The 26,399-nt window shown below is 39.4% G+C and carries 21 protein-coding genes; 19 read left to right on the forward strand and 2 right to left on the reverse strand.

Features of this window, described 5'->3' with window-relative positions; genetic code table 11:
- Positions 1–63: 63 nt before the first annotated feature.
- On the forward strand, positions 64–1,896 hold the full coding sequence (locus tag BQ5903_RS04060; protein ID WP_010497924.1) for an APC family permease: 1,833 nt from the start codon (positions 64–66) through the stop codon (positions 1,894–1,896).
- A 59-nt stretch (positions 1,897–1,955) separates the two neighbouring features.
- On the opposite strand, the gene BQ5903_RS04065 is transcribed toward BQ5903_RS04060, so the two are convergent.
- A complete protein-coding gene (locus BQ5903_RS04065) occupies positions 1,956–2,612 on the reverse strand; it encodes a YigZ family protein (RefSeq protein ID WP_010497925.1) in 657 nt (218 codons plus the stop codon).
- A 58-nt stretch (positions 2,613–2,670) separates the two neighbouring features.
- Between BQ5903_RS04065 and BQ5903_RS04070 the strand changes: the two genes are divergently transcribed.
- Together BQ5903_RS04070 and BQ5903_RS04075 are read left to right on the forward strand one after the other, a co-directional pair.
- Positions 2,671–4,005, forward strand: coding sequence for a DEAD/DEAH box helicase (locus BQ5903_RS04070; RefSeq protein WP_010497926.1), 1,335 nt, complete (start codon positions 2,671–2,673; stop codon positions 4,003–4,005).
- Positions 3,998–4,690 carry a ComF family protein gene (locus BQ5903_RS04075; RefSeq protein ID WP_010497927.1) on the forward strand — a complete coding sequence of 231 codons (693 nt, stop codon included), beginning with the start codon at positions 3,998–4,000 and terminating at the stop codon, positions 4,688–4,690. The genes BQ5903_RS04070 and BQ5903_RS04075 overlap by 8 nt, the downstream gene beginning before the upstream one ends.
- Positions 4,691–4,889: 199 nt before the next feature.
- Here BQ5903_RS04075 and BQ5903_RS04080 read toward each other — a convergent pair whose 3' ends face one another.
- A complete protein-coding gene (locus BQ5903_RS04080) occupies positions 4,890–6,200 on the reverse strand; it encodes an IS1380 family transposase (protein ID WP_079578780.1) in 1,311 nt (436 codons plus the stop codon).
- Positions 6,201–6,584: 384 nt separating this feature from the next.
- Here BQ5903_RS04080 and hpf point away from each other — a divergent pair, with 384 nt between their 5' ends.
- The 16 genes from hpf (at position 6,585) to uvrB (ending at position 26,384) form a co-directional block, all read left to right on the forward strand.
- Positions 6,585–7,139 carry a ribosome hibernation-promoting factor, HPF/YfiA family gene (gene hpf / locus BQ5903_RS04085; protein ID WP_010497928.1) on the forward strand — a complete coding sequence of 185 codons (555 nt, stop codon included), beginning with the start codon at positions 6,585–6,587 and terminating at the stop codon, positions 7,137–7,139.
- 242 nt (positions 7,140–7,381) lie between these two features.
- On the forward strand, positions 7,382–9,745 hold the full coding sequence (gene secA / locus BQ5903_RS04090) for a preprotein translocase subunit SecA (RefSeq protein WP_010497931.1): 2,364 nt from the start codon (positions 7,382–7,384) through the stop codon (positions 9,743–9,745).
- Between the two features lie 130 nt (positions 9,746–9,875).
- A protein-coding gene (gene prfB / locus BQ5903_RS04095; protein ID WP_191976421.1) for a peptide chain release factor 2 occupies positions 9,876–10,995 on the forward strand; the annotation gives its coding sequence in 2 pieces (ribosomal slippage) (positions 9,876–9,947 and positions 9,949–10,995; 1,119 coding nt in all).
- Positions 10,996–11,125: 130 nt separating this feature from the next.
- The gene (gene ftsE, locus BQ5903_RS04100) at positions 11,126–11,809 is read left to right on the forward strand and encodes a cell division ATP-binding protein FtsE (protein ID WP_010497933.1); all 684 of its coding nucleotides are present in this window, start codon (positions 11,126–11,128) and stop codon (positions 11,807–11,809) included.
- Positions 11,802–12,695: a permease-like cell division protein FtsX gene (gene ftsX, locus BQ5903_RS04105; protein WP_079578914.1), complete on the forward strand. Its 894-nt coding sequence runs from the start codon at positions 11,802–11,804 to the stop codon at positions 12,693–12,695. Before ftsE ends, ftsX begins: the two co-directional genes overlap by 8 nt.
- 250 nt (positions 12,696–12,945) lie before the next feature.
- Positions 12,946–14,091: a PDZ domain-containing protein gene (locus tag BQ5903_RS04110; RefSeq protein WP_079578916.1), complete on the forward strand. Its 1,146-nt coding sequence runs from the start codon at positions 12,946–12,948 to the stop codon at positions 14,089–14,091.
- A 14-nt stretch (positions 14,092–14,105) separates the two neighbouring features.
- Entirely contained in the window at positions 14,106–14,828 is a 723-nt protein-coding gene (locus BQ5903_RS04115; protein ID WP_079578918.1) for a response regulator transcription factor, read from the forward strand.
- A complete protein-coding gene (locus tag BQ5903_RS04120) occupies positions 14,806–16,197 on the forward strand; it encodes a sensor histidine kinase (protein ID WP_079578920.1) in 1,392 nt (463 codons plus the stop codon). Before BQ5903_RS04115 ends, BQ5903_RS04120 begins: the two co-directional genes overlap by 23 nt.
- Before the next feature lie 161 nt (positions 16,198–16,358).
- A complete protein-coding gene (locus tag BQ5903_RS04125; protein WP_010497943.1) occupies positions 16,359–16,694 on the forward strand; it encodes a PspC domain-containing protein in 336 nt (111 codons plus the stop codon).
- Positions 16,691–17,038 (forward strand): phage holin family protein, encoded by a 348-nt coding sequence (locus BQ5903_RS04130; RefSeq protein WP_010497945.1) that lies wholly within the window; start codon positions 16,691–16,693, stop codon positions 17,036–17,038. The genes BQ5903_RS04125 and BQ5903_RS04130 overlap by 4 nt, the downstream gene beginning before the upstream one ends.
- A 109-nt stretch (positions 17,039–17,147) precedes the next feature.
- Positions 17,148–18,083, forward strand: coding sequence for an HPr(Ser) kinase/phosphatase (hprK, locus tag BQ5903_RS04135; protein ID WP_079578922.1), 936 nt, complete (start codon positions 17,148–17,150; stop codon positions 18,081–18,083).
- A 98-nt stretch (positions 18,084–18,181) separates the two neighbouring features.
- Positions 18,182–19,030 (forward strand): prolipoprotein diacylglyceryl transferase, encoded by an 849-nt coding sequence (gene lgt, locus BQ5903_RS04140; protein WP_079578924.1) that lies wholly within the window; start codon positions 18,182–18,184, stop codon positions 19,028–19,030.
- A 78-nt stretch (positions 19,031–19,108) separates the two neighbouring features.
- On the forward strand, positions 19,109–20,053 hold the full coding sequence (gene trxB / locus BQ5903_RS04145; RefSeq protein ID WP_079578926.1) for a thioredoxin-disulfide reductase: 945 nt from the start codon (positions 19,109–19,111) through the stop codon (positions 20,051–20,053).
- A gap of 922 nt (positions 20,054–20,975) precedes the next feature.
- Positions 20,976–22,154, forward strand: coding sequence for an IS256 family transposase (locus BQ5903_RS04150; protein ID WP_079578928.1), 1,179 nt, complete (start codon positions 20,976–20,978; stop codon positions 22,152–22,154).
- 145 nt (positions 22,155–22,299) lie between these two features.
- Complete coding sequence (locus BQ5903_RS04155) at positions 22,300–24,027, forward strand: phospho-sugar mutase (RefSeq protein WP_010497966.1); 1,728 nt, start codon at positions 22,300–22,302, stop codon at positions 24,025–24,027.
- 359 nt (positions 24,028–24,386) lie between these two features.
- Entirely contained in the window at positions 24,387–26,384 is a 1,998-nt protein-coding gene (gene uvrB, locus BQ5903_RS04160; RefSeq protein ID WP_079578930.1) for an excinuclease ABC subunit UvrB, read from the forward strand.
- Positions 26,385–26,399 lie beyond the last annotated feature (15 nt).

Genomic DNA, 26,399 nt, shown 5'->3' on the forward strand with positions numbered 1-26,399 from the left:
GTTGTAGAATTAGGGCGTTTAGATCAGTAATAAAATTTCTTAACGTTTAAAGGAGTAAAAATTATGTGGCGTTACTTAAAACGGCTGTTGATCGGTAAACCTTTAAAAACAGCCGATGAAGGTGTCCAATCATTGACCAAATTTAAAGCACTGGCTTTGCTTTCTTCTGATGCGTTGTCTTCAGTGGCATACGGGACTGAACAGATAACGACAACTTTAATTGTTCTATCTGCAGCTGCAGTTTGGTATTCAGTGCCTGCGGCTGCGATCGTTTTAATTTTATTATTCGCTATTACGATGTCTTATAGACAGATCATTCATGCATATCCATCAGGTGGTGGAGCATATGTGGTTGCAACGAAAAACTGGGGTTCAAGTGCCGGTCTAGTTGCTGGGGGCTCTTTGTTAGTCGATTATATGTTGACGGTTGCCGTTTCAGTGACCTCAGGAACAGAAGCAATAACTTCTGCGCTTCCTGTTTTACGACCGCATGCAATATTGATTTCAGTGTTGATCGTTCTTTTTATTATGACGCTGAATTTAAGAGGAATGCGTGAGTCTGCCTCTTTCCTCACTGTGCCGGTTTATTTGTTTGTGGTGATGATCGCTGTAATGATCATTTGGGGGGGTGTCAATATTGCTACAGGCAACATTGACTATCATGCTACTGCTAGTCTAGGTGCACCTGTCAAAGGAATGACGCTTGTTTTGTTCTTACGCGCGTTTTCAGCAGGTTCTTCCTCATTGACTGGTGTTGAAGCTATCAGTAATGCAGTTCCTAATTTTAACCGTCCAAAAAGAAAAAATGCTGCCAACACTTTGGCGATCATGGCATTGATCTTAGCTGTCTTTTTTGCAAGTATTACTTTCTTAAGTTATTATTTGGGGATCTTGCCGAACAGCCACGAAACAGTTTTGTCACAAATCGCGGAGACTATTTTTGGGCATGGAGTGATGTATTATCTATTACAATTAGCAACCGCAATGATTTTAGCAGTTGCTGCTAATACTGGGTTTTCTGCTTTTCCGATTTTGGCTTATAACTTAGCGAAGGACAAATATATGCCGCGTATGTTCATGGATAAAGGTGACCGCTTAGGCTATTCCAATGGGATAGTTGCTTTAGCAGTTGGGGCGATCGTATTGATCTTTATCTTCCATGGTCAAACTAACTTATTGATACCATTATATGCTGTGGGTGTTTTTGTGCCGTTTACTTTATCGCAATCGGGAATGATTATCCATTGGTTCCGAGAACGTGGTAAAAATTGGATTTTAAACACTATTTTTAATTTTCTAGGAGCAATAATTTCATTGGCTTTAGTCATCTTTTTGTTCTGGCTGCATTTTTCAAATGTTTGGCCTTATCTGATCATCATGCCTGTTTTGCTGTTTACGTTCTACCGAATAAAAAAACATTATCAGCAGGTAGCAGAACAGCTCCGTGTTAATTCACAGGTTCAGCAGCTGCATGATTATAGCGGATCGACTGTGATCGTCTTAGTCAGTTCAGTGACTCACGTTACGACTGGTGCAATCAATTATGCTCGTTCTATTGGGGATAACGTGATCGCAATGCATGTTTCCTTTGATACAGATCCGAAGAAGGAACATAAGACAGCTAAGGAATTCAAACAAGCTTTTCCAGAGGTCAGGTTTGTCGATCTTCATTCTTCATATCGTTCTGTTGTTAGCCCAGTTATTCGTTTTTGTGATGTGATCGCGAAAAATTCTGGTGAACGCAATGATTCTGTGACGGTTCTGGTTCCGCAATTTGTACCGCGTAAACCATGGCAAAATTTCTTGCATAATCAAACCGCATTGAGATTGAGAAACTCATTGAACACTAGAGAGAATATTATTGTCGCTACCTACAATTACCATTTGAAAAAATAGAAAAAAAGCTATGCAACTAGCTGGCACGTTTAACGTGTTCACTAGCTGCATAGCTTTTTTTAGTAACGAGCATTTTTATTACCAAGGTCGTAAGGTAGTTCATGGTAAACTTGCGGTCCTTTATCAATAGTGGCTTGCGCGTTCAAAAAGTCATTGATCAGTGCAGCTTTTTCTTCATATTCTGGGGTGTTCAAAACAATTTTAAGCGCAACCTTATCTGTATATTGGGTGTCTATCGTAGCAATTTTTTGTTCTTCTAAGAAGTGTTCCAGCTTACCTTGCAATGGGTATGCGATGGTTACGAGCGCCTCGGTCTGTGGCTGTCGTTTGATCACACCAATGTGCTCAACTGCTTTTGATGTGGCATTACTATAGGCACGAATCAAGCCGCCTGCACCTAATTTGATGCCGCCAAAATATCTGGTCACTACCGCAGTTACGTTCCTTATTTCTAATTGTTCTAAGACATTTAAGATCGGAGCTCCAGCGGTGCCTGAGGGTTCACCATTGTCGTTTTGTTTCATCACTTCATTTTTCATACCTAAAACATAGGCATAACAATTGTGTGTGGCAGAAGAATGTTCCTTTTTGATTTGGGCAATAAATTCTTCAGCTTCTTCTTTGCTTTCAGTTCGTGCAATATTGCAAATAAATTGTGATTTTTTTATGTCAATTTCGTAATTTCCTGCCTGTTTGATAGTTAAATATGATTCCATTAAAGATTTCCTCCCTAAAAATAAAATATTTTGCGTATATACGTATGAGGTGAAATAGATGGAACTTAATGAATTATACGGTCGATTATTGTTAGATACGGAGGTCCCAGCTGATCTGAAAAAAGAGCTGATCAAGAATTCACGTCCTGCACTGATTCAACATGAAAACTATATCGAATGTCAACGGTGCTTGTCAAAAACCCTAAAGAATAAGGCGCGCTTGCCAAATGGTGCATATTATTGTCCGAAATGTATTTTACTTGGAAGAGTTGCTTCTAACAATAAATTATACCATCTTCCAGAAAAAAACTTATTTTCTAGTTTAGAGTGCAGCCCGTTAGTCTGGCAGGGAAAACTCTCATTGTTTCAACAACAATGTTCTGATCAGCTGAGAAAAGCAGTAGATCGAAGTGGTGAATATTTGATGTGGGCTGTGACTGGAGCAGGCAAAACTGAAATGCTATTCCCAACACTAGAAAAAGTTTTACTTCAAAGAAAGCGAGCCTGTTTAGCTTCTCCTAGAGTTGATGTGTGTAATGAGCTTTATCCGCGAATTTGTACGGCATTTACAGCAATAGATCCTGTACTTTTACATGGACATAGTAAAAAATCTTATCATTACAGTCAATTAACGATCTGTACAACACATCAACTTTTACGCTTTTTAGGTGCTTTTGATCTTTTAATAATTGATGAAGTTGATGCTTTTCCTTTTACAAATAATGAGATGTTAAAGCAGGCAGCGAGAAGAGCACTCAAGCCCAATGGAACTCTAATTTTTTTAACAGCGACTCCTACACAAGAACTGCTTGGGAAAATTGAGCGGCATCAGTTAGCGGCTAGTTATTTACCGTTGCGCTTTCATCGGCATTTACTGCCAGTTCCGCAGGTCTGGTTTTGTGGTAGGTGGCAGGATAAAATGTATTGTCAAAAATTACCGGTAAAATTGAAAAGTGAGTTGAATAGATGGATCGATGAAGGTTTTCCATTCTTGGTTTTTGTTTCGCGGTTAGAGTCACTGGCTCCGGTTTTAAGAGCACTTGAAGCTAACTTGCCTGCCAAAGCTAAGGGGGACTCGGTTTTTTCTGCTGACCCTAAACGTATTAACAAGGTGCAAGAAATGCGTGATCATAAACTAAATTATCTGGTGACTACGACCATTTTGGAAAGAGGGGTGACTTTTCCCTCGTTGAATGTCATGGTCTTAGGTGCTGATGAGAAGACTTTTTCGACAACAGCATTAGTGCAAATTGCTGGACGTGCGGGTCGCAGTCAGAAACGACCTAATGGTGATGTGATTTTTGTGTGCACTGACCAGGTCAAAAATGTACGCAAAGCAGTTAAGCAGATCAGAGAATTAAACAAAAAGGGGAAGCACTTGCTGAATGGATAAATGTTTGATTTGCGGCAGAGAAATAAAAGTGGCCTTGGATCTCAAGTGGCTTTTTTCTTTACAGCCGTTCAAAGAACCAGTAATTTGCCATAATTGCGAAAAAAACTTTAAAGCGATCAGCGACAAACAAACTTGTCCTGGTTGTGGAAGACTTCAAGATGATCAACTTCCCTGTAAAGATTGCCAAAGATGGTCAAAAATGGGTGAGGCCGCTCTGTTGGGCAATCGGGCATTATACGTTTATAATGAGGCAATGAAGTCATACATGCAGCGGTATAAATTTAATGGCGATTATCAGTGGCGGTTAATTTTTCAAGATAACTTCAGCCAATTTGTGACGAAAAGTTACTGCAAAAATGTGCTCTATGTTTTGATCCCGGTTGATCAGATAACTTATAAAACAAGGGGATTTAACCAAGTTGCCGGTTTATTGCAGAATGTTAAAGTTTCCAACCTGCTTGCATTTAAAACTACTAAAGCCCATATCAAACAATCTACTAAGACACGTCAAGCGCGGATGGAAACTGCTCAACCGTTTAAATATTGCGGCAAAAAAAGATTGACTGGGCAAAAAGTGATCTTGATAGACGATATTTATACTACTGGAAGAACACTTTATCATGCAAAACATGTCTTACAACAAAATGGGGCAAGTCAGGTCAGATCACTGACTTTGGCCCGTTGATCTGACGTTCAAGATATTCAGAAATTAAGAAAAATAAATAAAACCTGAATTATTCATACTTTTCGTTGCAGTTAAAACTTTGTGCAAAGTTACTTTAGTGTGTAAAAAAAGCAGCTTTTTGTTAGTTTTGTTGTCGGACTGTTTAAAAAAGGACAGACTTCACCCTTTCCCTAAGAAAAACATTTTTTATTTTGTGAGTTCACAGCGGATATATTTTTAGATTTTGAATCTTGAACAGTGTCTGCCAAAATAATTTATCGAACACATTGGTCTGAGATAAATGGACCCAGACTTGACGCGCATGGTGCGTGACCTTAGCTGCCACATGGAGTAATTTAAAACGGATCGTCCCGACCTGAGCGTGTTTAAGCTTTGTTGGTAAAACTAAGTTCTTCATGGCTTGCAGTATATTATAAGCGACCCCAGCTACCAGCATCCGGAACTCATTGGCCTCAAAACTAGAACTGTCCGTTTTATCAAAGTGAAAGCCACGTTTAACTTCTTTGATCAAGTCTTCCATGGAACCGCGTTGGTGATAGAGGGCAAAGACTTGTGGACCGCTTAATTCTTCCAAGTTGGTCACGATAAACTCATGGTCAAACAGAAAGTTGCCCGCCGGCCGCGTTGATTTAATAATCACACGATAAGGTCGTGACCAACTTTGAGGACAATAGTCTCGCAGGACATGCCATTGGACTTCAGCTTCGGTGAAGTCCTGGTCACCCACTTGGATCAGGTTTTCAGCCCGACTTTGGAGCTGGTAGTTCGCTTTTAAACGAATCACGAACTTAGCCTGCTTTTTATCACACGCATGGTAGATCCCTGGAGCTGCGAAACCAGAATCTCCTCGCACTAAGACATCCAGGGAAGATCCGTCATAGGCCCGTAAGCTCCGTAATAAAAATTTAGTCGCACCTTGGGAAGTATAGCGATTGCCGGGGCGTAATTGAGCATTCAACAAGCAGCCCGATAAAGCATCAAAGGCTAGTAAAGGATGATAACCGTTGGTCTGGTAGTGACCGTTATAAGCACTCTTTTCTTGGTCACCAAACGTATCGGCATGTGTCGAATCTAGATCAAGGATCAGCTGATGTTGATTTAGCTGCCCAAGAACAAAGTGAGCTACCGAGCCGAGCAATGATTTGACTGAAAAGAGCCCAGACGCTGAAATGTGATTGATAAAGCGTGAAAGTGTCGGCTGGGAAGCGACCGCTTGAGACAAGACCAGCTTAAAATCAACGGCGTGTGACAAGGTATTAGCCGACTGATCTTGGCAGTATCCTGCCAGCAATTGCAACAGCAACTGCTTAAATAAATTGTTCAAGGGAAAGGTACAATATTTACGGTCATCTTTAAAATGCAAGTTATCTTCTAAGAGCTGGTCAAAGTGAATTTGGTGCAGAAATTCAGCAATTAATAAAGTTCCGGCATCGTTCGCTAACTCACCACCGTCATTAGAAATGTTGATCTGGTTATTGAATAAAAGTTTTTCATGATGTAAAGTTGACATAAGGAGCACTCCTGTTCTTTGTGGTTTTCATCGACTTTACAATAGCACAGGATGTGCTCTTTTTGTACACCCAACAGGTGAAAAACGAAAAAGATGCGAACTAGCATGACAACAACAAAAAGTAGTCCTTAAGGGAAAAGTATGAATAATTCAGGATAAAAAGTTGAATTAGTTGATTGGCGCTAAAATTTCACATATGCTGTAATAACATAATTGGAAATGGGGCAATGCAGAACATCTTATTTGTTTCTTTAGTAAAAAGAATAGAAAAATTTGTTTATTTAACCGCTTTCTATTATAATTGAATTGTAGATGAGATATTTAATTTATTAAATATCCACCCCCCAGGACAATAAGTTCTGGTTGTGAAAGGAGAGGTTAACCATGTTAAAAGTTAACGTACGTGGTGAGAATATTGAGGTAACAGCTGCTTTGAGGGGTTATGTCGAAAAGAAATTGGCAAAACTTGAAAAGTATTTTGAAGATACCTCCAATTCAACTGCTCATGTCAATTTGAAAGTTTATTCAGATAAAAACGCTAAGGTCGAAGTAACTATTCCGTTACCTTACCTGGTTTTACGGGCAGAAGAAACATCGCCTGACATGTACGCAAGTATTGATTTGGTGACCGATAAACTTGAGCGTCAAATCAGAAAACATAAGACTAAGATCAACCGGAAATCCCGTGAAAAAGGATATAAGGGATTGGAATTCGCATCTCCGGTTTCAGAGAAAGATGAATCAAAAGACGATGACGATATTCAAATCGTTCGGACTAAAAACATCGCTTTGAAACCAATGGATAGTGAAGAGGCTGTTTTGCAGATGGAAATGTTAGGACACAACTTCTTTATCTATGAAGATGCCGAATCTCAGGGAGTTAATATAGTGTACCGGCGTCGCGACGGACGGTATGGCTTGATCGAAGCTGGACAATAACAGATTTTTTTAAATCTCATTAAAGTAGGAGCAAAACGTTTGTTTTGCTCCTACTTTTGGGTTTAAACTAATTCGCAGTGACTAAAGAGAACTGTCTGCGAGTGTTAAGATTAGTTCAAGCTTTGGGTCAGCTTTTTGTTTTAATTTGTAATTAAGAATGCTAAAATATAAATTAGTGTACTATATCTTGCAGATAAAAAAGTTAAAAATTAAAGTATTTTGTTAAAGAAGGGAATTATTTCATGGCAAATGTCCTGAAAAAATGGGTTGAAAGCGATAAGCGAGAATTAAAGAGGCTTGATAAGATCGCCAATAAGGTCGAAGCATTTGCGTCTGATATGGAGGCCATGTCTGACGAAGAGCTACAGGCTAAAACTCCTGAATTTAAAACTAGGATCCAAGAAGGCGCCACTTTAGATGATATTTTACCCGAAGCATTCGCCGTTGCTCGTGAAGGAGCACGACGTGTCTTAGGCCTATATCCGTTTTATGTGCAAATTATTGGGGGGATCGTTCTCCATGAAGGTAATATTGCGGAAATGAAAACTGGTGAAGGTAAAACTTTGACGGCAACTATGCCGGTTTACTTGAATGCTTTGGGCCAAGAAGGCGTTCACGTAGTTACTGTTAACGAATATTTGGCTTCCCGTGATGCAACTGAAATGGGTGAGTTGTACAAGTGGCTCGGTTTAACAGTCGGCTTAAATGTTAATGGGATCTCAGCAGAGGAAAAACGTGAAGCATATAACTCTGATATTACGTATTCTACCAATAGTGAATTGGGTTTTGATTACTTGCGGGATAACATGGTCGTTTATAAGGAGGACATGGTTCAACGTCCGTTGAATTTTGTTATCGTTGATGAGGTCGATTCGATCTTGATCGATGAGGCGCGGACTCCTCTGATCATTTCTGGTCAGTCCCAAGGGTCTACGAAGCTATATATCAGGACCGATCGTTTCGCTAAGACATTAACTAAGGATGAAGATTTTAAAGTTGATTTAGAGTCCAAAACTGTTTCGTTAACTGAACAGGGGATTCAAAAGGGTGAAAAATATTTTGGTTTGACTAACCTTTTTGATCCAGACAATACTGCATTGAACCATCATTTGGATAATGCTTTGCGTGCCAATTATATTATGATCAACGACAAGGACTACGTTGTCCGTGATGGTGAGGTTTTGATCGTTGATCAGTTTACTGGCCGGATCATGGATGGACGTCGTTATTCTGACGGCTTGCATCAGGCGATCGAAGCTAAAGAGAGAGTTAAGATCGAAGAAGAAACCAAGACTATGGCTAATATCACTTATCAGAACTTCTTTAGGATGTACAAGAAATTAGCCGGTATGACTGGTACAGCTAAAACGGAACAAGAAGAGTTTCGTGAGATCTATAATATGGAAGTTATTGGGATCCCAACAAATAAACCGGTTATTCGTGATGACCGTCCTGATTTATTGTATCCAACTTTAGTCAGCAAGTTTAATGCAGTCGTCGAAGATATTAAAACTCGTCATGAATCTGGACAACCGATCTTGGTCGGAACGGTGGCAGTTGAAACGTCTGAATATCTCTCGAACTTATTGGATAAAGCTGGTGTTCCACATGCAGTCTTAAATGCTAAAAACAATGCTAAAGAAGCTGACATTATTACAAATGCTGGCCAACGTGGAGCCGTAACTATCGCTACTAACATGGCCGGTCGTGGTACGGATATTAAATTAGGACCCGGTGTCACTGATGTTGGCGGTTTAGCTGTGATCGGGACAGAGCGACACGAGTCTCGGCGGATCGACAATCAGTTACGTGGCCGTTCAGGACGTCAAGGAGATCCTGGTGTAACGCAATTTTATCTTTCGCTTGAAGATGATTTGATGTTACGTTTCGGTTCAGATCGAATCAAAGATTTATTGCATCGTATGAAAGTTGAAGATGATGAAGCGATCATTCAATCGAAAATGATCTCTAAGCAGGTCGAATCTGCTCAAAAACGAGTTGAAGGTAATAACTATGATACTCGTAAACAGGTTTTACAATATGATGATGTGATGCGTGCACAACGTGAAGTTATCTATGCGCAGCGTCAGCAAGTGATCATGGAAGAAAATTCTTTGAAGTCAGTCATTATGCCGATGATCAAGCGGACCGTTGAGCATAATGTGCAGATCCATACTCAAGGTGAGAAAAAAGATTGGGATCTACAGGCCATCTTAGATTTTGCGATTGCTGTAATGGTCAATGAAGACAGCATTTCCGTGAATGATCTAGCCGGTAAGAAACCAGACGAGATCGTGGATTATTTGATGTCTAGAGCTGAAGCTAATTATCGGTTGAAAGAAAAACAACTATATGATCCTAGTCAGATCTTGGAATTCGAAAAAGTTGTTATCTTACGAGTGGTTGATTCTCGTTGGACTGACCACATTGATGAAATGGATCAGCTGCGGCAGTCGATTGGTTTGCGAGGCTATGGACAGTTGAATCCATTGGTCGAATACCAGTCAGATGGTTATCGCATGTTTGAAGAAATGGTCGGTAATATCGAGTATGATGTGACTCGTTTGTTCTTGAAAGCAGAGATCCGTCAAAATATTAAACGTTAATAAGTCTGAAACGGGCGAGGCTACTAATATTTGCAGGCCTGCGCCTGTTTTTTGCTGAATTGAATAGTTGCATATGTTAGAAATATTTTATGAAGTTAAAAGTGTAACTATTTCCTGGGAGGAAATCAAAATGGAAATGAGCGATTATAATCGTGAAATTGAGCATTTGAAACAACAATTGGCAGACTTTAGGGGGTCTCTTTGACCTCGAAGGTCTGAAAGAATCAATTGCAGAAAATGAATTAAAAATGGCTGAACCTTCATTTTGGGATAATAGTCAAAAAGCACAAACTGTGATTGATGAAAACAATACTTTAAAAACTAAGTATGATAATTTTAATTCGTTACAGGAAAATGTGGACGACCTTGAAGTGTTATTAGAACTTGCAGAAGCAGATCCAAGTGACAATGAGATCACCGAAGACCTGGCTAGTAAATATGCAGCGATCCAAAAGCAAATGGAGCAATATCAATTGACTTTGCTTTTGAATGGCCAGTACGACAAGAATAATGCGATTTTGGAGATTCATCCCGGTGCTGGCGGAACTGAATCGCAAGACTGGGGTTCAATGTTGTTACGGATGTATGACCGTTGGGCAGAACAACATGATTTTAAAGTCGAAACTGTAGACTATCAAGAAGGAGACGAAGCGGGGATCAAAAGCGTGACGTTGTTGATTTCCGGTACAAACGCTTATGGTTATTTACGCAGTGAAAAAGGTGTCCACCGTTTAGTGCGGATCTCTCCTTTTGACTCTGCTGGACGTCGTCATACTTCATTTGCTTCAGTCAATGTGATGCCGGAATTGTCAGATGATGTTGAAATAGAATTACGCCCGGAAGATATTAAAATGGAGGTTTTCCGTTCTTCTGGTGCTGGTGGTCAGCATATCAACAAGACCTCTTCTGCAGTTCGTTTGATCCATATTCCAACAGGAATAGTAACTTCAAGCCAGGCACAGCGTTCACAGTTTCAAAATAAGGCTACTGCTGAAAAAATGATGAAGGCTAAATTGTATCAGATGGAAATGGAGAAAAAGGAGCAAGAAAAAGCTGATATTCAAGGAGAACAGATGGATATCGGCTGGGGTTCTCAGATCCGCTCGTATGTCTTCCATCCCTATTCAATGGTCAAAGACCATCGGACTAACTATGAAACAGGTAATATTTCTGCGGTAATGGATGGTGAGCTTGATGGTTTTATCAATGCCTACCTTCAATGGAAATTACAGCAGGATAATCCACAATAAACTCTATAACAGGTCAAGCTGGCCTGTTATTTTTTTCGCAATCTTTTTGTAACAATAATGTTCTGTTAATCGAATGTTAAGTAATGTTATACTAATTTAGTATGAAAAATATTTTGGAGGAGAAGTTCTCTTGATCGAATTTAAAAATGTAGTGAAAGACTATGGCAATGAAGTCCTGGGTGCTGATCATTTAACTGTGAAGATCAACCAGGGCGAGTTTGTCTATGTTGTAGGACCAAGTGGAGCAGGAAAATCCACTTTTATCAAGCTAATGTATCATGAAGTAGGTGCAACATCAGGTGAGATCCGTGTCAACAATTATAATGTGAGTTCTATCACAAATAAAGAGATTCCCTTTTTGCGTCGCGAACTAGGGATCGTGTTCCAAGACTTTAAATTGTTGCCTCGATTAACTATTTTTGAAAATGTTGCGTATGCCTTGCAAGTTATCGAAAAAAAACCAGAGGATGTTGAAAAACGTGTCAATGAGATCTTGGCAGAAGTGGGATTAACGGAAAAAGCCCAAAGTTTTCCTAATGAGATCTCTGGTGGTGAGCAGCAGCGTGTGGCGATCGCACGGGCAATCGCAAACAGACCTGGTATCTTAATTGCCGACGAACCAACTGGTAACTTAGATCCAGATACATCTGAAGAAATTATGAGGATCTTGGAAAAGATCAACTCCGATGGGACAACTGTCGTGATGGCGACACATAATAGTAATATGGTCAATGAACATAAGCATCGAGTTTTAGAAATCTCTGCTGGAAAGATTATTCGTGATCAAGAAGGGGGAGGTTACGAGAATGAGTAAGTTAACTTTTAAGCGTCATATTACTGAAAGTTTGCGCAATTTAAAAAGAAATGGTTGGATGACAACAGCTGCGATCGCTGCTGTTACTGTGACCTTGCTGCTAGTCGGAGTTTTACTTTCAGTATTACTTAATGTGAATAAAATTGCTAACGATGTTCAAAACGATGTTGAAGTCAGGGTCTTTATTGACCGCAAAACATCTAGTCAAGAACAACAAGGTCTTAAAAAGAAGTTAGCTAAGATCGATGGTGTGGATAGCATTAGTTATTCTAGCCGAAAAAAAGAATTAAACAACGTGGTTGGTGCTTATGGGAAAGAATTCCGCTTGTTTTCAGGGGATGACAATCCGTTGTATGACGTTTATATTGTAAAAACTAACGAACCAAAAGATACGATCAACGTCGCTAAAACTGCTGAAAAATATCAACATGTTTATCAAGCCCAATATGGTGGTGCATCGGCTAAAAAGCTATTTAATATAGTTTCAGGTATCAGGCGTTGGGGTGTCATCATCAGTATCTTACTGTTGTTTGTTGCAGTCTTCTTAATTTCTAACACTATCAGGCTGACTATCTTATCACGGCAAAATGAGATCTCGATCATGCTCCTTGTTGGAGCAACTAACAGCTATATCAGATGGCCGTTTATTTTAGAGGGAGCTTGGACAGGGCTTTTTGGCTCTATTATCCCGATTTTAATAGTTGATTTCAGTTACGGTTGGATGTATAAGGTGATTTCAGGATCATTGCGTAGTACAAATATGGCTTTGCTAACACCACATACTTTCTTGGTAGAGATCGATTTACTATTGGCTGTGATCGGTATTGGGATCGGTGCACTTGGTGCTGGATTATCAATGGGACGTTTTTTGAAGCTAAAAAATTAATATCTATTTTAAAGAACTTGGCTTGTTTAAAAGCAATGAGTCAAGTTCTTTTTTGGTAGAAAGAAGTTCTGAGGCAATTTAGTGCATACTTTTTTGTTTTAATTAGGTTAAATTGATATACTTAAAGGATAGTACATAGTGTATTTGAGTTTAATAGTCAGTCTAGGACTAACATCTAAATTTTGAAGCAAAGGATCAAAAAATCTTCAAAGCACCTAATATACTTTTTTGAAGATGGGGAGGCCTGATCGTGGAATTTTGGAAGATCATTTTGACGTATTTAATACAGCCTTTAGTTTGGGTAGGGATAATAATGGCAGTCATTGTTTATCGGCAACGATTGGCCAAAGAGCGGCGTTTCTTTAGAATAGCGATCGATCGTGATTTTTATGAAGGACGCCATTTTTTGAAAACCGCTATTTTTGGTTTAGTGGTCGGAAGTATTATTTCTTTACTAGCTGGTTTGATGTTGACATTTGGCACGATCGTATTCATAGAAGCAGTGGCAATTTTGGCAGTGTTATTGTTACCACTGGGCGATTTAAGTTTAGCTGCACTGTGGCTTGCGGTTTTACTGACCAATCTTTTGAATTTAACAAATTTAACCAGTTTTTCTTTAGGTACCTTCGCACTCTCATTTTCTGGAAGTATGTTGTCTGCTAGTGGTTTATTGCTGTTGGGCATATATTTTATTATTAGAGCATTTTTATTACATTACAATAAAAGTACATGGTTTACACCCAAAGTTAAAAGTGGTAAAAGAGGCAGAAGAGTTGCTTTTTATAACTGGAAAGAATTTAGCGTTATTCCCTTAATAGTTCTTGTACCGACAAATGTCTTTGAGAGCCAGTGGAGTTTTTGGCCGGTATTATCATTTAACGGGCATTCATTTGGGCTTTTTATTTTGCCGTTGTTGGTTGCGGCTTCTTTGAAAGTCTTTAAAGAAGAGCCTCAAGTTATTTTAGATAATTTCTATAAACAATCTATTACATTAGGGATCTGTAGTATCATTGTGGCGGTTATAAGTGCGTTTTATCCGATAGCTTCACTGCTGGGGTTGCTTTTTATCGGGGGCCTGGCTCTTTACTATTATTTTCAGCGCCAACGTTTGGACGCAAAAGGCAAACGCTGGTATGTTGAAACTAACGATGGTGTTAGGGTGATTGCTGTGATACCTGATACTCCAGCTGCGAAGATGGGGGTCCAAAAGGGAGACATAATCTTAGATTGTAATGATGAAGAGGTAAAAAATGAGTCGGAATTATATGCAGCACTGCAAAAAAATTCTGCTTATTGTCATTTGCGGATCAGAACATTTGAAGGCGACTTAAAAATTACAGAAAGCGCGATATACGAAGATGGCCCACATGAAATTGGGTTAATATTGTTTCAATGAAAGGGAGAGCTTAATTGAAAAAGATATTAGTTGTTGATGATGACCAAGCCATTTTAACCTTACTAGAATATAATTTGAAAAAAGAAGGATTTGAAGTGCAAACTGCAACAGATGGGCAACAAGCGTTTAACCTTGCTCTTTCTTCTACTTTTGATCTGATTTTATTAGATATTATGTTGCCTAAACTTGATGGGATCGAAGTTACTAAGAAACTACGACAAGAAAAGGTTGCCACTCCGATCATTATGCTGACTGCGCGCGATGAAGAAACAGATAAGATCATCGGCCTTGAGCTTGGTGCGGATGACTATATTACTAAACCTTTTTCACCTAGAGAAGTGATTGCACGGATCAAAGCGATCGGTCGACGGGTCGAACCTGCACAGAACGAAAAAAATGATGAACAAAGTGAACTATATCAATTTACAGATTTCTCGATCGACCTGTCCAATTACACTGTCAGTGTTGCAGGCAAACAGATCTCTTTGACGCCCAAGGAGTTTGAGTTGTTGGCATATTTTGTGAAGCGACCAGATCGTGTGTTAAGTCGGGAAAAACTATTAAACGGAGTTTGGGGTTACGATTATGTTGGACAAACAAGAATGGTTGACATGCACGTTAGCCATTTACGTGAAAAAATAGAACATGATCCTAGTCATCCGACTAACATTCAAACTGTTCGGGGGTTTGGTTACAAATTTGAAGGGAAACTAAATGAGGATCAGACAAGTTTTTAATCGTTTAATAGCAGGTGGATCAGCTGTACTGTTAACTTGGAGTCTTTATGCAAAATTTGCAGGAAAGACTTTAAGAAAAGCAGCGGATGATTTACATTTGGCCTGGATAATTTTCGCTGTTTTGCTGGTCATTTTGTTGATTCTGATAGTTGAATATTTGGAAAGACGGCGTGAAAATAACTTACTCAAACTTTTTACTAAGAAATTAGAGGAAGTTACTCAAGAACAAAAGACTGGTCACGTTCTGGTGGATAAACAAAGTGAACTTTACGACTTAGGTCAGGCCGTTAACCACGTTCAAAGCATGACACAAAGTCTTTTTAAAGATTATAATCGGCAAAAGAGGGGTTATTTAGGCCTGTTAGAATATGTACCGATCGGTGTGATGGTCATTGATCAGGATCGTGAAATTTACCTTAGTAATCATTATTTGGATGATATTATGGAACACGAGCTTGATATGGTCCACGAACTATATTACTCGGCTTTGGCGGAATTTGATATTGTAAAAACCGTAGAAGAAACGTTTCGGACTAAACAAGATCAACGAGCCGAGATCAAGGTCAATTTGGCTGAACAAACGAAGATTTTAAATGTTAATGTAGTTTTCATACCGGTCAGTGGCCATCACTTTTTTGTGATGTTAATGATCGATGATGTTACTGAACAAAAGCAGATCGAACGTATGCAAAATGATTTTGTCAGCAATGTTAGCCATGAACTAAAAACCCCAGTTACCTCGATCGCTGGTTTTAGTGAAACTTTGAAAAACGGTGCGCTTGAAGATCCTGGCGCAGCTAATAAATTTGTAGACATAATTTATAATCAAAGTTTAAGACTAAAGGATCTGATCAATGATATTTTGTCACTTTCACGGATCGGGACAAATATGGAAGTGGACTTTAAAGAGATTCAGTTTTCACAACTTGTTTCTGAATGTGCTCTAGCTTATGATTCTTTGCTCGATGAACGACAAGTTGTTGTTTTGAATAAGGTGCCGGCAAAAATGAAAGTGCAGGCTGATCCCGGCAAACTCAAATATATATTGAGTAATTTGGTGCAAAATGCAGTCAGATATAACAAAGTTGGTGGAAAAATAACTGTCACGGCAAAAACTCTTGAAAATAAATGGCAGTTTCAAGTTTCGGATACAGGGATCGGTATGACCAGTGAACAACAAGGACGTATTTTTGAGAGATTTTATCGTGCTGATACTTCTCGCAGTAAAGAGGTGGATGGTACTGGTCTAGGCTTGGCGATCGTCAAAGAGTATGTTGAGGTTTTGTCTGGACAAATCAAAGTTGATAGCCAGTTGAATATTGGGACAACATTCACAGTTATTTTGCCGCTAATTAGCGAAAATAACTAATTATTTCTTAAATCTAAACGTAGTAGAAACACAAATATTGCAGTCAAAATCATAAGCATGTAAAATTTATGTTAGAGTACCCGTAAAAGCTGAATTTAGATAAATAGCTATTTTGTAAGTACTGTAAAAATGACATTAATAATTTTTGGAGGAATGATTTTTTGAAGAAAAAAATACGCCGTTCATCGTCTGATCGCTTTTTGGCAGGTGTTTGTGGAGGAATTGCCGAATATTTTGATATTCAATCAAAATACGTACGGATCGGGTATTTGATCTTTACTTTGATTTGTTCTTTGATCCCCCGACTGGCAATTTTACCTGTTGGGATCTACTTGATATTATATTTGGCAATACCGCAAGAAACTGCGGGAGGGACATGGTCCTCATTTTTCCACAATGTTGATCCTGGTGCAAAGATGAGGAATAACTCGCATTCCACTCAGTCGCAAACTGGGCGAAAAGTATTACATGATGCACATGAAAGGAAGAGCAATTGAATTTCATTAAACGTGTTTTAGTTAATGCTTTGATATTTGTTGCTGCAGCAGGATTGCTTCCAAATCAGTTTCATGTCGCTAATTTATGGATCGCAGTGCTGGCAGCGGTAGTTTTAAGCTTGTTAAATGCTTTTGTGAAACCCATTCTTGTGATTTTGTCACTTCCGATCACTATGTTGACTTTGGGTTTTTTCTATCTTTTTATCAATGCTTTTATCTTGGAAATGACGTCTTATTTTGTGGGGAGTACAGTTTTTAGCTTTTCAAGCTTTGGTAGTGCCTTTCTGGTTTCGCTGATCGTTAGTTTAGTAAACTTGATCGTGACTGATCGCTTTTCACTATAAAAACTGTATAATGGTTGTAGAAAAGAATTAGTCTATTTTCAATAAGGGGAAGCAATGGTCTTTCCCTTATTTTTACATAAGATAATAGATGTCTGTGGGAGGTTTCAATTTGAATAAAGTCAGTGTACAAGAATTAGTCGAGGAATGTGACCTGGTAGTTTATAGTGGGGGAGTTAATTTGGATTCGCGCTATATTGTGACTAGTGATATCTCACGACCAGGATTAGAAATGACAGGATACTTTGATTATTATCCAGCCGAACGGATCCAGCTGTTAGGAATGACTGAGATCTCTTATTCACATAAAATGAAGAAAGACGAACGAGCTCGGATCATGGACAAGATGTGCGGTAAAAATACCCCGTGTTTCTTGGTGTCTCGTTTTTTGCCTGTGCCGCTTGAACTGGAAGAAGCCAGTAAAAGACACAGTATTCCGATTTTAAGATCCAAGTTATCTACTACTCGTTTATCTTCACGTTTGACTGATTTTTTGCAGGCGAAGTTATCAGAACGTCGTTCAGTACACGGTGTTTTGATGGATATTTATGGCTTGGGAGTTTTGATCACAGGAGATTCTGGGGTAGGGAAGTCTGAAACTGCTCTGGAACTTATCAAGCGTGGACATCGCCTGATTGCGGACGATCGTGTGGAGATCTACCAGCAAGATGAGCGTACTTTGGTCGGTGAAGCCCCTGAAATTCTCAATCATTTGCTTGAGATCCGCGGAGTTGGTATTATTGATGTCATGAATCTTTTTGGTGCCGGCTCAGTACGACAAAACTCTAATATCTCGGTGATCGTTAATTTGGAAAACTGGTCCGCTGATAAGCAATATGACCGCTTGGGTAGTGGTGAACAGCAATATGAACTATTCGGTGTATCCCTGCCTAAGATCAATATTCCGGTTAAAGTTGGTCGGAATATGGCCATTATAATTGAATCGGCCGCTATGAACTTCCGGGCAAAATCAATGGGGTATGATGCAACACAGAAGTTTGAGGATAATCTAAATCGGTTGATCAAAAAAAATTCGCTCAATAATTAAGTTAATGTCCAATTGAAATTAAAATATTTATGGCAAGACTAAATTATTGAGCTTCAGAGTAGTTTGGTCTTAATCTAATGTAAGGAGATAATTAATGTATGGATCTTGTGTTGGGTGCCTTGAATCCGATTGCGCTAAAATTTGGACCTTTTGAGATCCGTTGGTACGGTGTGATCATTGCTTGTGGAGTTATTTTGGCTGCGGCACTTTCTGTTAAAGAAGGTCAGAAACGCGGTTTGAAAGATGACTATTTTTATGATTTTCTTTTGTGGGCTTTACCGTTTTCCTTGATCGGTGCGCGACTTTATTACGTAATCTTTGAGTGGCCATATTATCTGGCTAACCCAGGCGAAATTTATCGGATCTGGGATGGCGGGATCGCGATTTATGGTAGTTTGATCGCAGCTGTGTTAGTCCTGCTAGTTTATTGCCGCCATCAGCAGATCTCAAGTTGGCTTTTTTTGGATGTGATTGCTCCCAATGTGATTTTAGCGCAAGGAATTGGCCGCTGGGGTAACTTTATGAATCAGGAAGCTCACGGAAGAGCTACAAGTTTGAATTTTTTACAAAATTTGCATTTACCTCATTTTATTATTGATCAGATGAACATTAATGGTATTTATTACCAGCCGACATTTTTGTACGAATCGGTTTGGGATGTTTTAGGATTTGTTATCTTAATACTATTAAGACGAAAAAACCACTTGTTCAAACAAGGAGAAGTCTTTTTCGGTTATGTGATCTGGTACTCATTTGGCCGTTTTTTTGTAGAAGGAATGCGGACAGATAGTTTGATGCTCGGCCCGTTGCGTGTTTCTCAGTGGTTATCGCTTGCACTGTTTATTGGTTCAATTTTATGGTTATTACACCGTAGATATTGGCAGCCTTATGCTCCATGGTATCTTGATGGACAACAGTCTTTTGCAAAACAAGACCAAGAAAAATAAAAGTGAGTGTTTTACTAGACAGCTTACAAAAAGTAAGCTAATATGGATACATGGTAAAAGAGAAGGAAGGAATGGCTAATGGCAAAAAGTTATGATGTGATAGTTATCGGTGCTGGACCAGGTGGAATGACAGCTGCTTTGTACGCTTCTCGGGCTAATTTATCTGTTTTGATGTTAGACCGTGGCATTTATGGCGGTCAAATGAACAATACGGCAGAGGTCGAGAATTACCCTGGTTTTAAGTCAATTCTAGGACCAGATCTGGCTGAAAAAATGTACCAAAGTTCTACCCAGTTTGACGCGGAATATGCCTATGGAAGTGTTGAAAGTGTTTCTGTTGCAGCCGACGGTTTAAAGACTATCACCACAGATAGTGATGTCTATGAAACACAGGCATTGATCATTGCTACGGGTTCAGAATATCGAAAACTGGGAGTTCCGGGTGAAGATGATTATAGTGGTCGCGGTGTTTCATACTGTGCAGTTTGTGATGGTGCGTTCTTTAAGAACAAACCAGTTGCTGTGATTGGCGGGGGAGATTCTGCTGTTGAAGAAGGCGGGGATCTTTCTCAAATGACGTCGGCGGTCAATATTATTCATCGCAGAGATCAATTGCGTGCCCAAAAGATTTTACAGGATCGCGCATTTGCTAACGATAAAATCGGTTTTACTTGGGATACAATTGTCACAGAAATTTTAGGTGATGGACAAAAGGTCACTGGAGTTCAGACACACAACAAAAAAACCGGCGAGGATAGTGTTAAAGATGTCGATGGGGTCTTTATTTATGTTGGTAATCAGCCAATGACCCAACCTTTCTTAGACTTAGGTATTACTGACGATAAAGGATGGATCAAGACTGATGAAAAAATGAAGACGAGTGTGCCGGGAATTTTTGCAGTTGGTGATGTTCGGCAGAAGGATCTTCGTCAGATCACTACTTCGGTTGGCGATGGTGGTATCGCTGGACAAGAAGCCTTTAATTATCTCCAATCATTGCAAGATAAGGTTCCTGCTAAATAATATGAGCAAAAGAAATTCCTGAGAGCTTGGATAAAGTTAGTTCTTAGTGTGAAAATGAGCTAGAGAAGTTAATCAGCGCTTTCTCCAGCTTATTTTTAGGACGGCTGTGCCTCATTTGATGATGGGGTGCGGTCGTTTTTTATTAGGATCATTGTGTTATCCTAGTAGATTTGGCAAATGTGACACAAAGTCGGGTGAAGTAAGTGTTACAAGCGGGAATGTGACGCAAACTCAGGCGAAGTAAGTGTTACAAGTGGAAATGTGACGCAAACTCAGGCGAAGTAAGTGTTACAAGTGGGAATGTGACGCAAAGTCGAGCGGAGTAAGTCACACAAGAGAAAATGTGACGCAAACTCAGGCGAAGTAAGTGTTACAAGTGGGAATGTGACACAAACTCAGGCGAAGTAAGTGTTACAAGCGGAAATGTGACGCAAAGTCGAGCAAAGTAAGTCACACAAGCGGAAATGAGACGCAAAGTCGGGTGAAGTAAGTGTTACAAGTGGAAATGAGACGCAAAGTCGGGCAAAGTAAGTCACACAAGTGGAAATGTGACGCAAAGTCGAGCAAACTAATAATGACAACAAGATGTTTAAATTTCCAGATAACAATACAGCCCGCAAGAGGAGCAGAAATATATATTTTTGAAATCAAAGATCCGCTTTGTGTCCAACTTCTAGGTTTTATTTTTTGGTAAACCTTGAAAAATTTGCTTCAAAATTCATGCAGTGTGTTACAGTTAAGATTGAAAAACAGCTTTTAAATACAAGATTTAAGTTAGCAAAACTCATATAATTGGCGGACTTAAGGAGAAAACGGAGAGTATAAAATAGTTTGTGTAAATGAATAAAAGTCCTGTTGAAAAGGGAATCCCTTCCCCGTATGATTAAATCATCCAAATCAAACCAAAACGGAGGGATTCCCCATGGATCAGTTTACCAAAAATCTAACCAAAACTCTATTGTCAAATGGCGATGTTAAAGAACTTTTTCGTCAACAACTCGAAACGGCTATTAATCACATCTTGCAAGCTGAACTGACTGCCTTACTTGGTTATGATCCTTATGACCGCAGTGGCTTTAATACTGGCAATTCTCGTAATGGCCAGTATTATCGTTTAATTGACTCTGAATATGGTAAGTTGAAAATTGCTGTGCCGCGTGACCGTAAAGGCCATTTTCATAACCACCTGCTTCCAGCTTATTCTCGTCGTCAGGACGCTTTAGAAACAACAATCATTCAGCTTTATTCCAAGGGCGTTACGACCCGTGAAATTGCAGATTTGATTGAAAAAATGTATGGCTCTTATTATTCACCTAGTACTGTTTCTAATATCACTGCTCAGGTAACAAAACAGATTGAAGCTTTTCATCAACGAACTATTAAGGCAAACTATGTTTGTCTTTTCTTAGATGCAACTTACTTACCTTTGCGCCGCGATTCAGTTCAAAGAGAAGCGGTCTATATTGCTTTAGGTATTACATCTGTCGGCATCAAAGAAGTTCTTGATTATCGAATCGCTCCAAGTGAAAATACAGGAGTTTGGTCAGAAATGGCAGAAGATCTTAAAAAACGTGGATTAGAACAAGTCCAGTTGATCATTGCAGATGGAATGGTTGGTCTGCAGCCAGCATTATTGCACGCTTTCCCGAAAGCTAAATTTCAAAGATGCCTAGTACATGTTATGCGCAATATTGGTTCGCATGTGCGTTTAAAAGATCGTGAGGCGATCTTAAATGACTTTAAAGAGTTGCATTCAGCGACCGATGTAACTGCAGCACACAAGATCTTAAATGATTTTTATGGTGCATGGGGGAAATCGTATTCCAATCTGATCCAGCAACTTAAATCCATTGAAAATGAACTATTAGCTTTCCTGAGTTTTCCCCCGGCCATTCGACCAACAATTTATTCAACCAATATCTTAGAATCACTGAACAAAAGAATCAAACGCAAGACCAAACCAAAGGAACAATTTCCAAACGAAAAATCTTTAGACAATTTCATTGGAGTTCAAGTCATAAGCTATAACGAAAAGTACTTCAATCGTAGCCATCGCGGATTTGGTCAAGTCAAAGACACGTTAGAATCACTTTTCGATTAATACTTTATTTTGCCAGGAGAAGGGATTTTCATTTACACAAACTTCTTGACACTCCCAGAAAACGCCTTAGTTTTGAGTGGTAATAAGTGACGTGAATAGTTATACTTATACTTGAAAGACATAATTTTTACAAGGAGTGGAAAGCATGAGCTGGGAAGACACTTATAAAGTCTGGAAAAATAATAATGATTTAGAATCAAGTTTAAAAAAAGAATTAGATGGTTTGGCTGGAGATAAGGATGCGTTGGAAGACGCTTTTTATGCCCCGCTTGAATTTGGGACTGCCGGGATGCGTGGCGTTTTGGGCGCAGGAATCAACCGCATGAACATCTACACAGTACGCCAGGCAACTGAAGGATTAGCATCTTTTATGGACACATTAAACGATGACGTTAAGAAACGCGGAGTTGCTATTAGTTATGATTCTAGACATCATTCACAAGAATTTGCATATGAATCGGCTAAGGTTTTGGGTGCACATGGTATCAAATCTTTTGTGTTTGAAAGCTTACGTCCAACACCAGAACTATCCTTTACGGTCCGGCACTTACACACTTATGCCGGGATCATGATCACTGCTAGCCACAACCCCAAAGAATATAATGGCTATAAGATATATGGAGAAGATGGCGCACAAATGCCTCCTAAAGAGTCTGACTTGATCACCAAGTATATTCGTCAGGCTGATGATCTTTTTGCGATCAAGGTTGCTGATAAAGACAAATTGATTTCTGATAAGATGTTAGAAGTGATCGGTGACCAAGTTGACCAGGCATACTTGGCTGAAATCAAAAACGTTACTATCAATAATGAATTAGTCGAAAAAGAGGGCCAAACCATGAAATTGATTTTTAGCCCCTTACATGGCACAGGGGCAATGCTCGGCGAAAAAGCTTTGCGCCAAGCAGGTTTCAAAAATTTCACGATGGTTCCGGAACAGGCTATTGCTGATGGTGATTTCCCAACAGTGAAAAAGCCCAACCCAGAAGATGCTGCAGCTTTTGACCTTTCGATCAAGTTAGGTCAAGAACAAAATGCTGATCTTTTGATCGCTGTTGACCCAGATGCAGACCGTTTAGGTGCAGCTGTTCGTCAGCCGGATGGTGAATATCAATTATTGACTGGTAACCAGATTGCCGCATTAATGTTGAATTACATTTTGATCGCACATGAAAAAGATGGTAGTTTGTCAGAAAATGCTGCTGTTGTTAAATCGATCGTTTCTAGCGAATTTGCAACAAAAATTGCTGAAAAACATCATGCACGAATGATCAATGTGCTGACAGGCTTTAAATTTATCGCTGAACAGATCAAGGATTTTCAGGCAAATAATAGTCAGAACTTCATGTTTGGCTTTGAAGAAAGTTATGGCTACTTGATCAAACCCTTCGTGCGCGACAAAGATGCTATTCAATCTTTGGTAATGTTAGCGGAAGTTGCTGCTTTCTATCGTGAACAAGGTAAAAATCTTTATGACGGCTTGCAAGATTTATTTAAAGAGTACGGGTATTTCGCTGAAAAGACTATCTCACGGACATTTGATGGGATAGAAGGTGCTGCTCAAATCGAAAGCTTGATGGCTAAGTTTCGTGATGAAGCACCAACTTCGTTTGCAGGTTATTCAGTTACCGCGATGGAAGATTTTGCTAAGTCTGAAAAGAAATTTGCGGATGGAACGATCGAAACGATCGAACTTCCTGAAGCTAATGTTCTGAAGTACCTATTAGAAGATGGAACTTGGATCGCTATTCGTCCTTCAGGTACTGAACCAAAGATCAAGTTTTATATTGGTACACAAGCAGATACAAATGAAAAAGCTCAACAAAAACGGGCTGATTTTGAAAAAGCAATTGATCAATTTGTTAATGAATGATCAGTAAATTTAATAGCTTGGCGATTTAGGATAGATTGACTTGAGAGGAAAACAACAGCAAGTCATTAGTTTGTTATTTTGATGAGCCAAACTTTAGGGGTGGAGTTGTTGCTTCATCTCTATTTTTATACATGAAGAGCAAATCATGGCGTATAGAAGGAGAAGGCCACGGATCTTCACGGTATAAGACGCTTTTAACTTTGCAACGTGGAAGTTGAGCAAGCGCCGCCTTCTGCTATTTGCAAGTCTACTATAAAACAAGTAAAGTCAATCAAAAATATAGCGAAAACATGTTCGGTATGCTACAATATACATTGCTGGCTTTGGCCTGAAACGGAGAATGATCGGGGGGATCTATGGTGATCGAAAGACAAGATGATCATGAATTTGAACTTGTTTCAAAGTATCAACCGACTGGTGACCAACCTCAAGCAATCGATGAATTGACCACTGGAATCAAGAATGGCGAAAAAGCACAGATTTTATTGGGCGCGACAGGGACAGGTAAAACTTTTACTATTTCAAATGTAATTAAGAATGTTAATAAGCCAACACTGGTATTAGCGCACAATAAAACATTAGCGGGGCAATTATATGGTGAGTTTAAAGAGTTCTTTCCTAATAATGCTGTCGAATATTTTGTAAGTTATTATGACTATTACCAACCGGAAGCTTATGTGCCCTCAAGTGATACGTATATTGAGAAAGACTCAAGTATCAATGACGAGATCGATAAGTTGCGGCATTCAGCCACAAGTTCTTTGTTAGAAAGAAACGATGTGATCGTTGTTGCCTCAGTTTCTTCTATCTTCGGATTAGGTGATCCGTCGGAATATAAAGCTCACACGATTTCGTTACGTGTTGGTCAAGAGATAGAACGTGACCGTTTGTTGGGTCAACTAGTGGATATTCAATTTGAGCGCAACGACATCGATTTTCAACGTGGTCGTTTTCGTGTTCGTGGTGATGTTGTGGAAATTTTCCCAGCTTCTCACGATGAGCGTGCTTTAAGAGTCGAGTTCTTTGGTGACGAAATCGATCGAATTCGTGAGGTCGATCCATTAACTGGTGAGATATTGGGTGATCGTGATCACGTAGCCATCTTTCCGGCTACCCACTTTATGACTAACGAGGAACGAATGGAAGAAGCCGTTAGTGGTATTGAAGAGGAATTAAAAGATAGGACCGCCGAGATGAAGGCTGACAATAAATTGTTGGAAGCTCAACGTTTGGAACAACGGACTACTTATGACGTTGAAATGTTGAAAGAAATGGGTTATTGTTCAGGAATCGAGAATTATTCACGCCATATGGATGGACGCAAACCTGGAGAGCCGCCATTTACACTGCTTGATTTCTTTCCAAAAGATTTTTTGATCGTTGTTGATGAATCTCACGTTACTATGCCACAGGTGCGTGGTATGTATAATGGTGACCGTTCTCGGAAACAAATGCTGGTCGATTATGGCTTTCGATTACCAAGTGCGCTTGATAATCGACCGCTAAAACTAGCTGAATTCGAAAAACATGTCAACCAAATCGTTTACATGTCTGCGACTCCAGGTCCATATGAACATGAACAGACTGATGATGTGGTCGAACAGATCATTCGGCCAACTGGTTTGTTGGATCCAGAAGTTGAGGTGCGAAAAACTGAAGGGCAAATGGAAGATCTGGTCGCGGAGATCAATAAACGGGTTGAAAGAAAAGAACGTGTCTTTGTAACTACCTTGACTAAAAAAATGGCTGAAGATTTATCTGATTACTTTAAGGAATTAGGGATCAAGGTCAAATATCTTCATTCGGATATCAAGACTTTAGAAAGAACTGAGATCATTCGTGACTTGCGTTTGGGTAAGTTTGATGTTTTAGTAGGAATTAATTTGCTGCGTGAAGGGATCGATGTTCCTGAGGTTTCTTTGATAGCTATTTTAGATGCAGATAAAGAAGGGTTCTTACGTAATGAAAGATCTTTGATCCAAACTATCGGACGGGCTGCTAGAAATGAGCATGGACATGTTATTTTGTATGCAGATAATGTGACTGATTCAATGCAAAGAGCGATGGATGAAACTCAGAGACGTCGTGAGATCCAACAAAAATATAATAAAGATCATGGTGTTATTCCTCAGACCATTAAAAAAGATATTCGGGCTTCGATCTCTGGAGTATTGCCTGTTAATGATAAGAAGAAGGAATCTGAGGGAGTTGATTTCTCAAACATGAAGAAGTCAGACCAAAAAGAAATGATCGAGAGCTTAGAAAATCAAATGAGGCAAGCGTCAAAACAGCTTAACTTTGAAGACGCAGCAACTTTACGTGATACTATTTTGGAATTAAAAGCACAGATCAGTTAGATAGTTTGCTTATTT

Source organism: Ligilactobacillus acidipiscis (genome assembly GCF_900116935.1).
GTDB lineage: Bacteria > Bacillota > Bacilli > Lactobacillales > Lactobacillaceae > Ligilactobacillus > Ligilactobacillus acidipiscis.

Excerpts from the sequence above, each read along its gene's own strand:
- secA (WP_010497931.1), top strand. The coding sequence starts at position 7,382 with ATGGCAAATGTCCTGAAAAAATGGGTTGAAAGCGATAAGCGAGAATTA.
- BQ5903_RS04120 (WP_079578920.1), top strand. The coding sequence starts at position 14,806 with ATGAGGATCAGACAAGTTTTTAATCGTTTAATAGCAGGTGGATCAGCT.
- BQ5903_RS04150 (WP_079578928.1), top strand. The coding sequence starts at position 20,976 with ATGGATCAGTTTACCAAAAATCTAACCAAAACTCTATTGTCAAATGGC.
- BQ5903_RS04080 (WP_079578780.1), bottom strand. The coding sequence starts at position 6,200 with ATGTCAACTTTACATCATGAAAAACTTTTATTCAATAACCAGATCAAC.
- BQ5903_RS04070 (WP_010497926.1), top strand. The coding sequence starts at position 2,671 with ATGGAACTTAATGAATTATACGGTCGATTATTGTTAGATACGGAGGTC.
- BQ5903_RS04075 (WP_010497927.1), top strand. The coding sequence starts at position 3,998 with ATGGATAAATGTTTGATTTGCGGCAGAGAAATAAAAGTGGCCTTGGAT.
- BQ5903_RS04060 (WP_010497924.1), top strand. The coding sequence starts at position 64 with ATGTGGCGTTACTTAAAACGGCTGTTGATCGGTAAACCTTTAAAAACA.
- BQ5903_RS04065 (WP_010497925.1), bottom strand. The coding sequence starts at position 2,612 with ATGGAATCATATTTAACTATCAAACAGGCAGGAAATTACGAAATTGAC.
- trxB (WP_079578926.1), top strand. The coding sequence starts at position 19,109 with ATGGCAAAAAGTTATGATGTGATAGTTATCGGTGCTGGACCAGGTGGA.
- hpf (WP_010497928.1), top strand. The coding sequence starts at position 6,585 with ATGTTAAAAGTTAACGTACGTGGTGAGAATATTGAGGTAACAGCTGCT.
- lgt (WP_079578924.1), top strand. The coding sequence starts at position 18,182 with ATGGATCTTGTGTTGGGTGCCTTGAATCCGATTGCGCTAAAATTTGGA.
- BQ5903_RS04155 (WP_010497966.1), top strand. The coding sequence starts at position 22,300 with ATGAGCTGGGAAGACACTTATAAAGTCTGGAAAAATAATAATGATTTA.
- ftsX (WP_079578914.1), top strand. The coding sequence starts at position 11,802 with ATGAGTAAGTTAACTTTTAAGCGTCATATTACTGAAAGTTTGCGCAAT.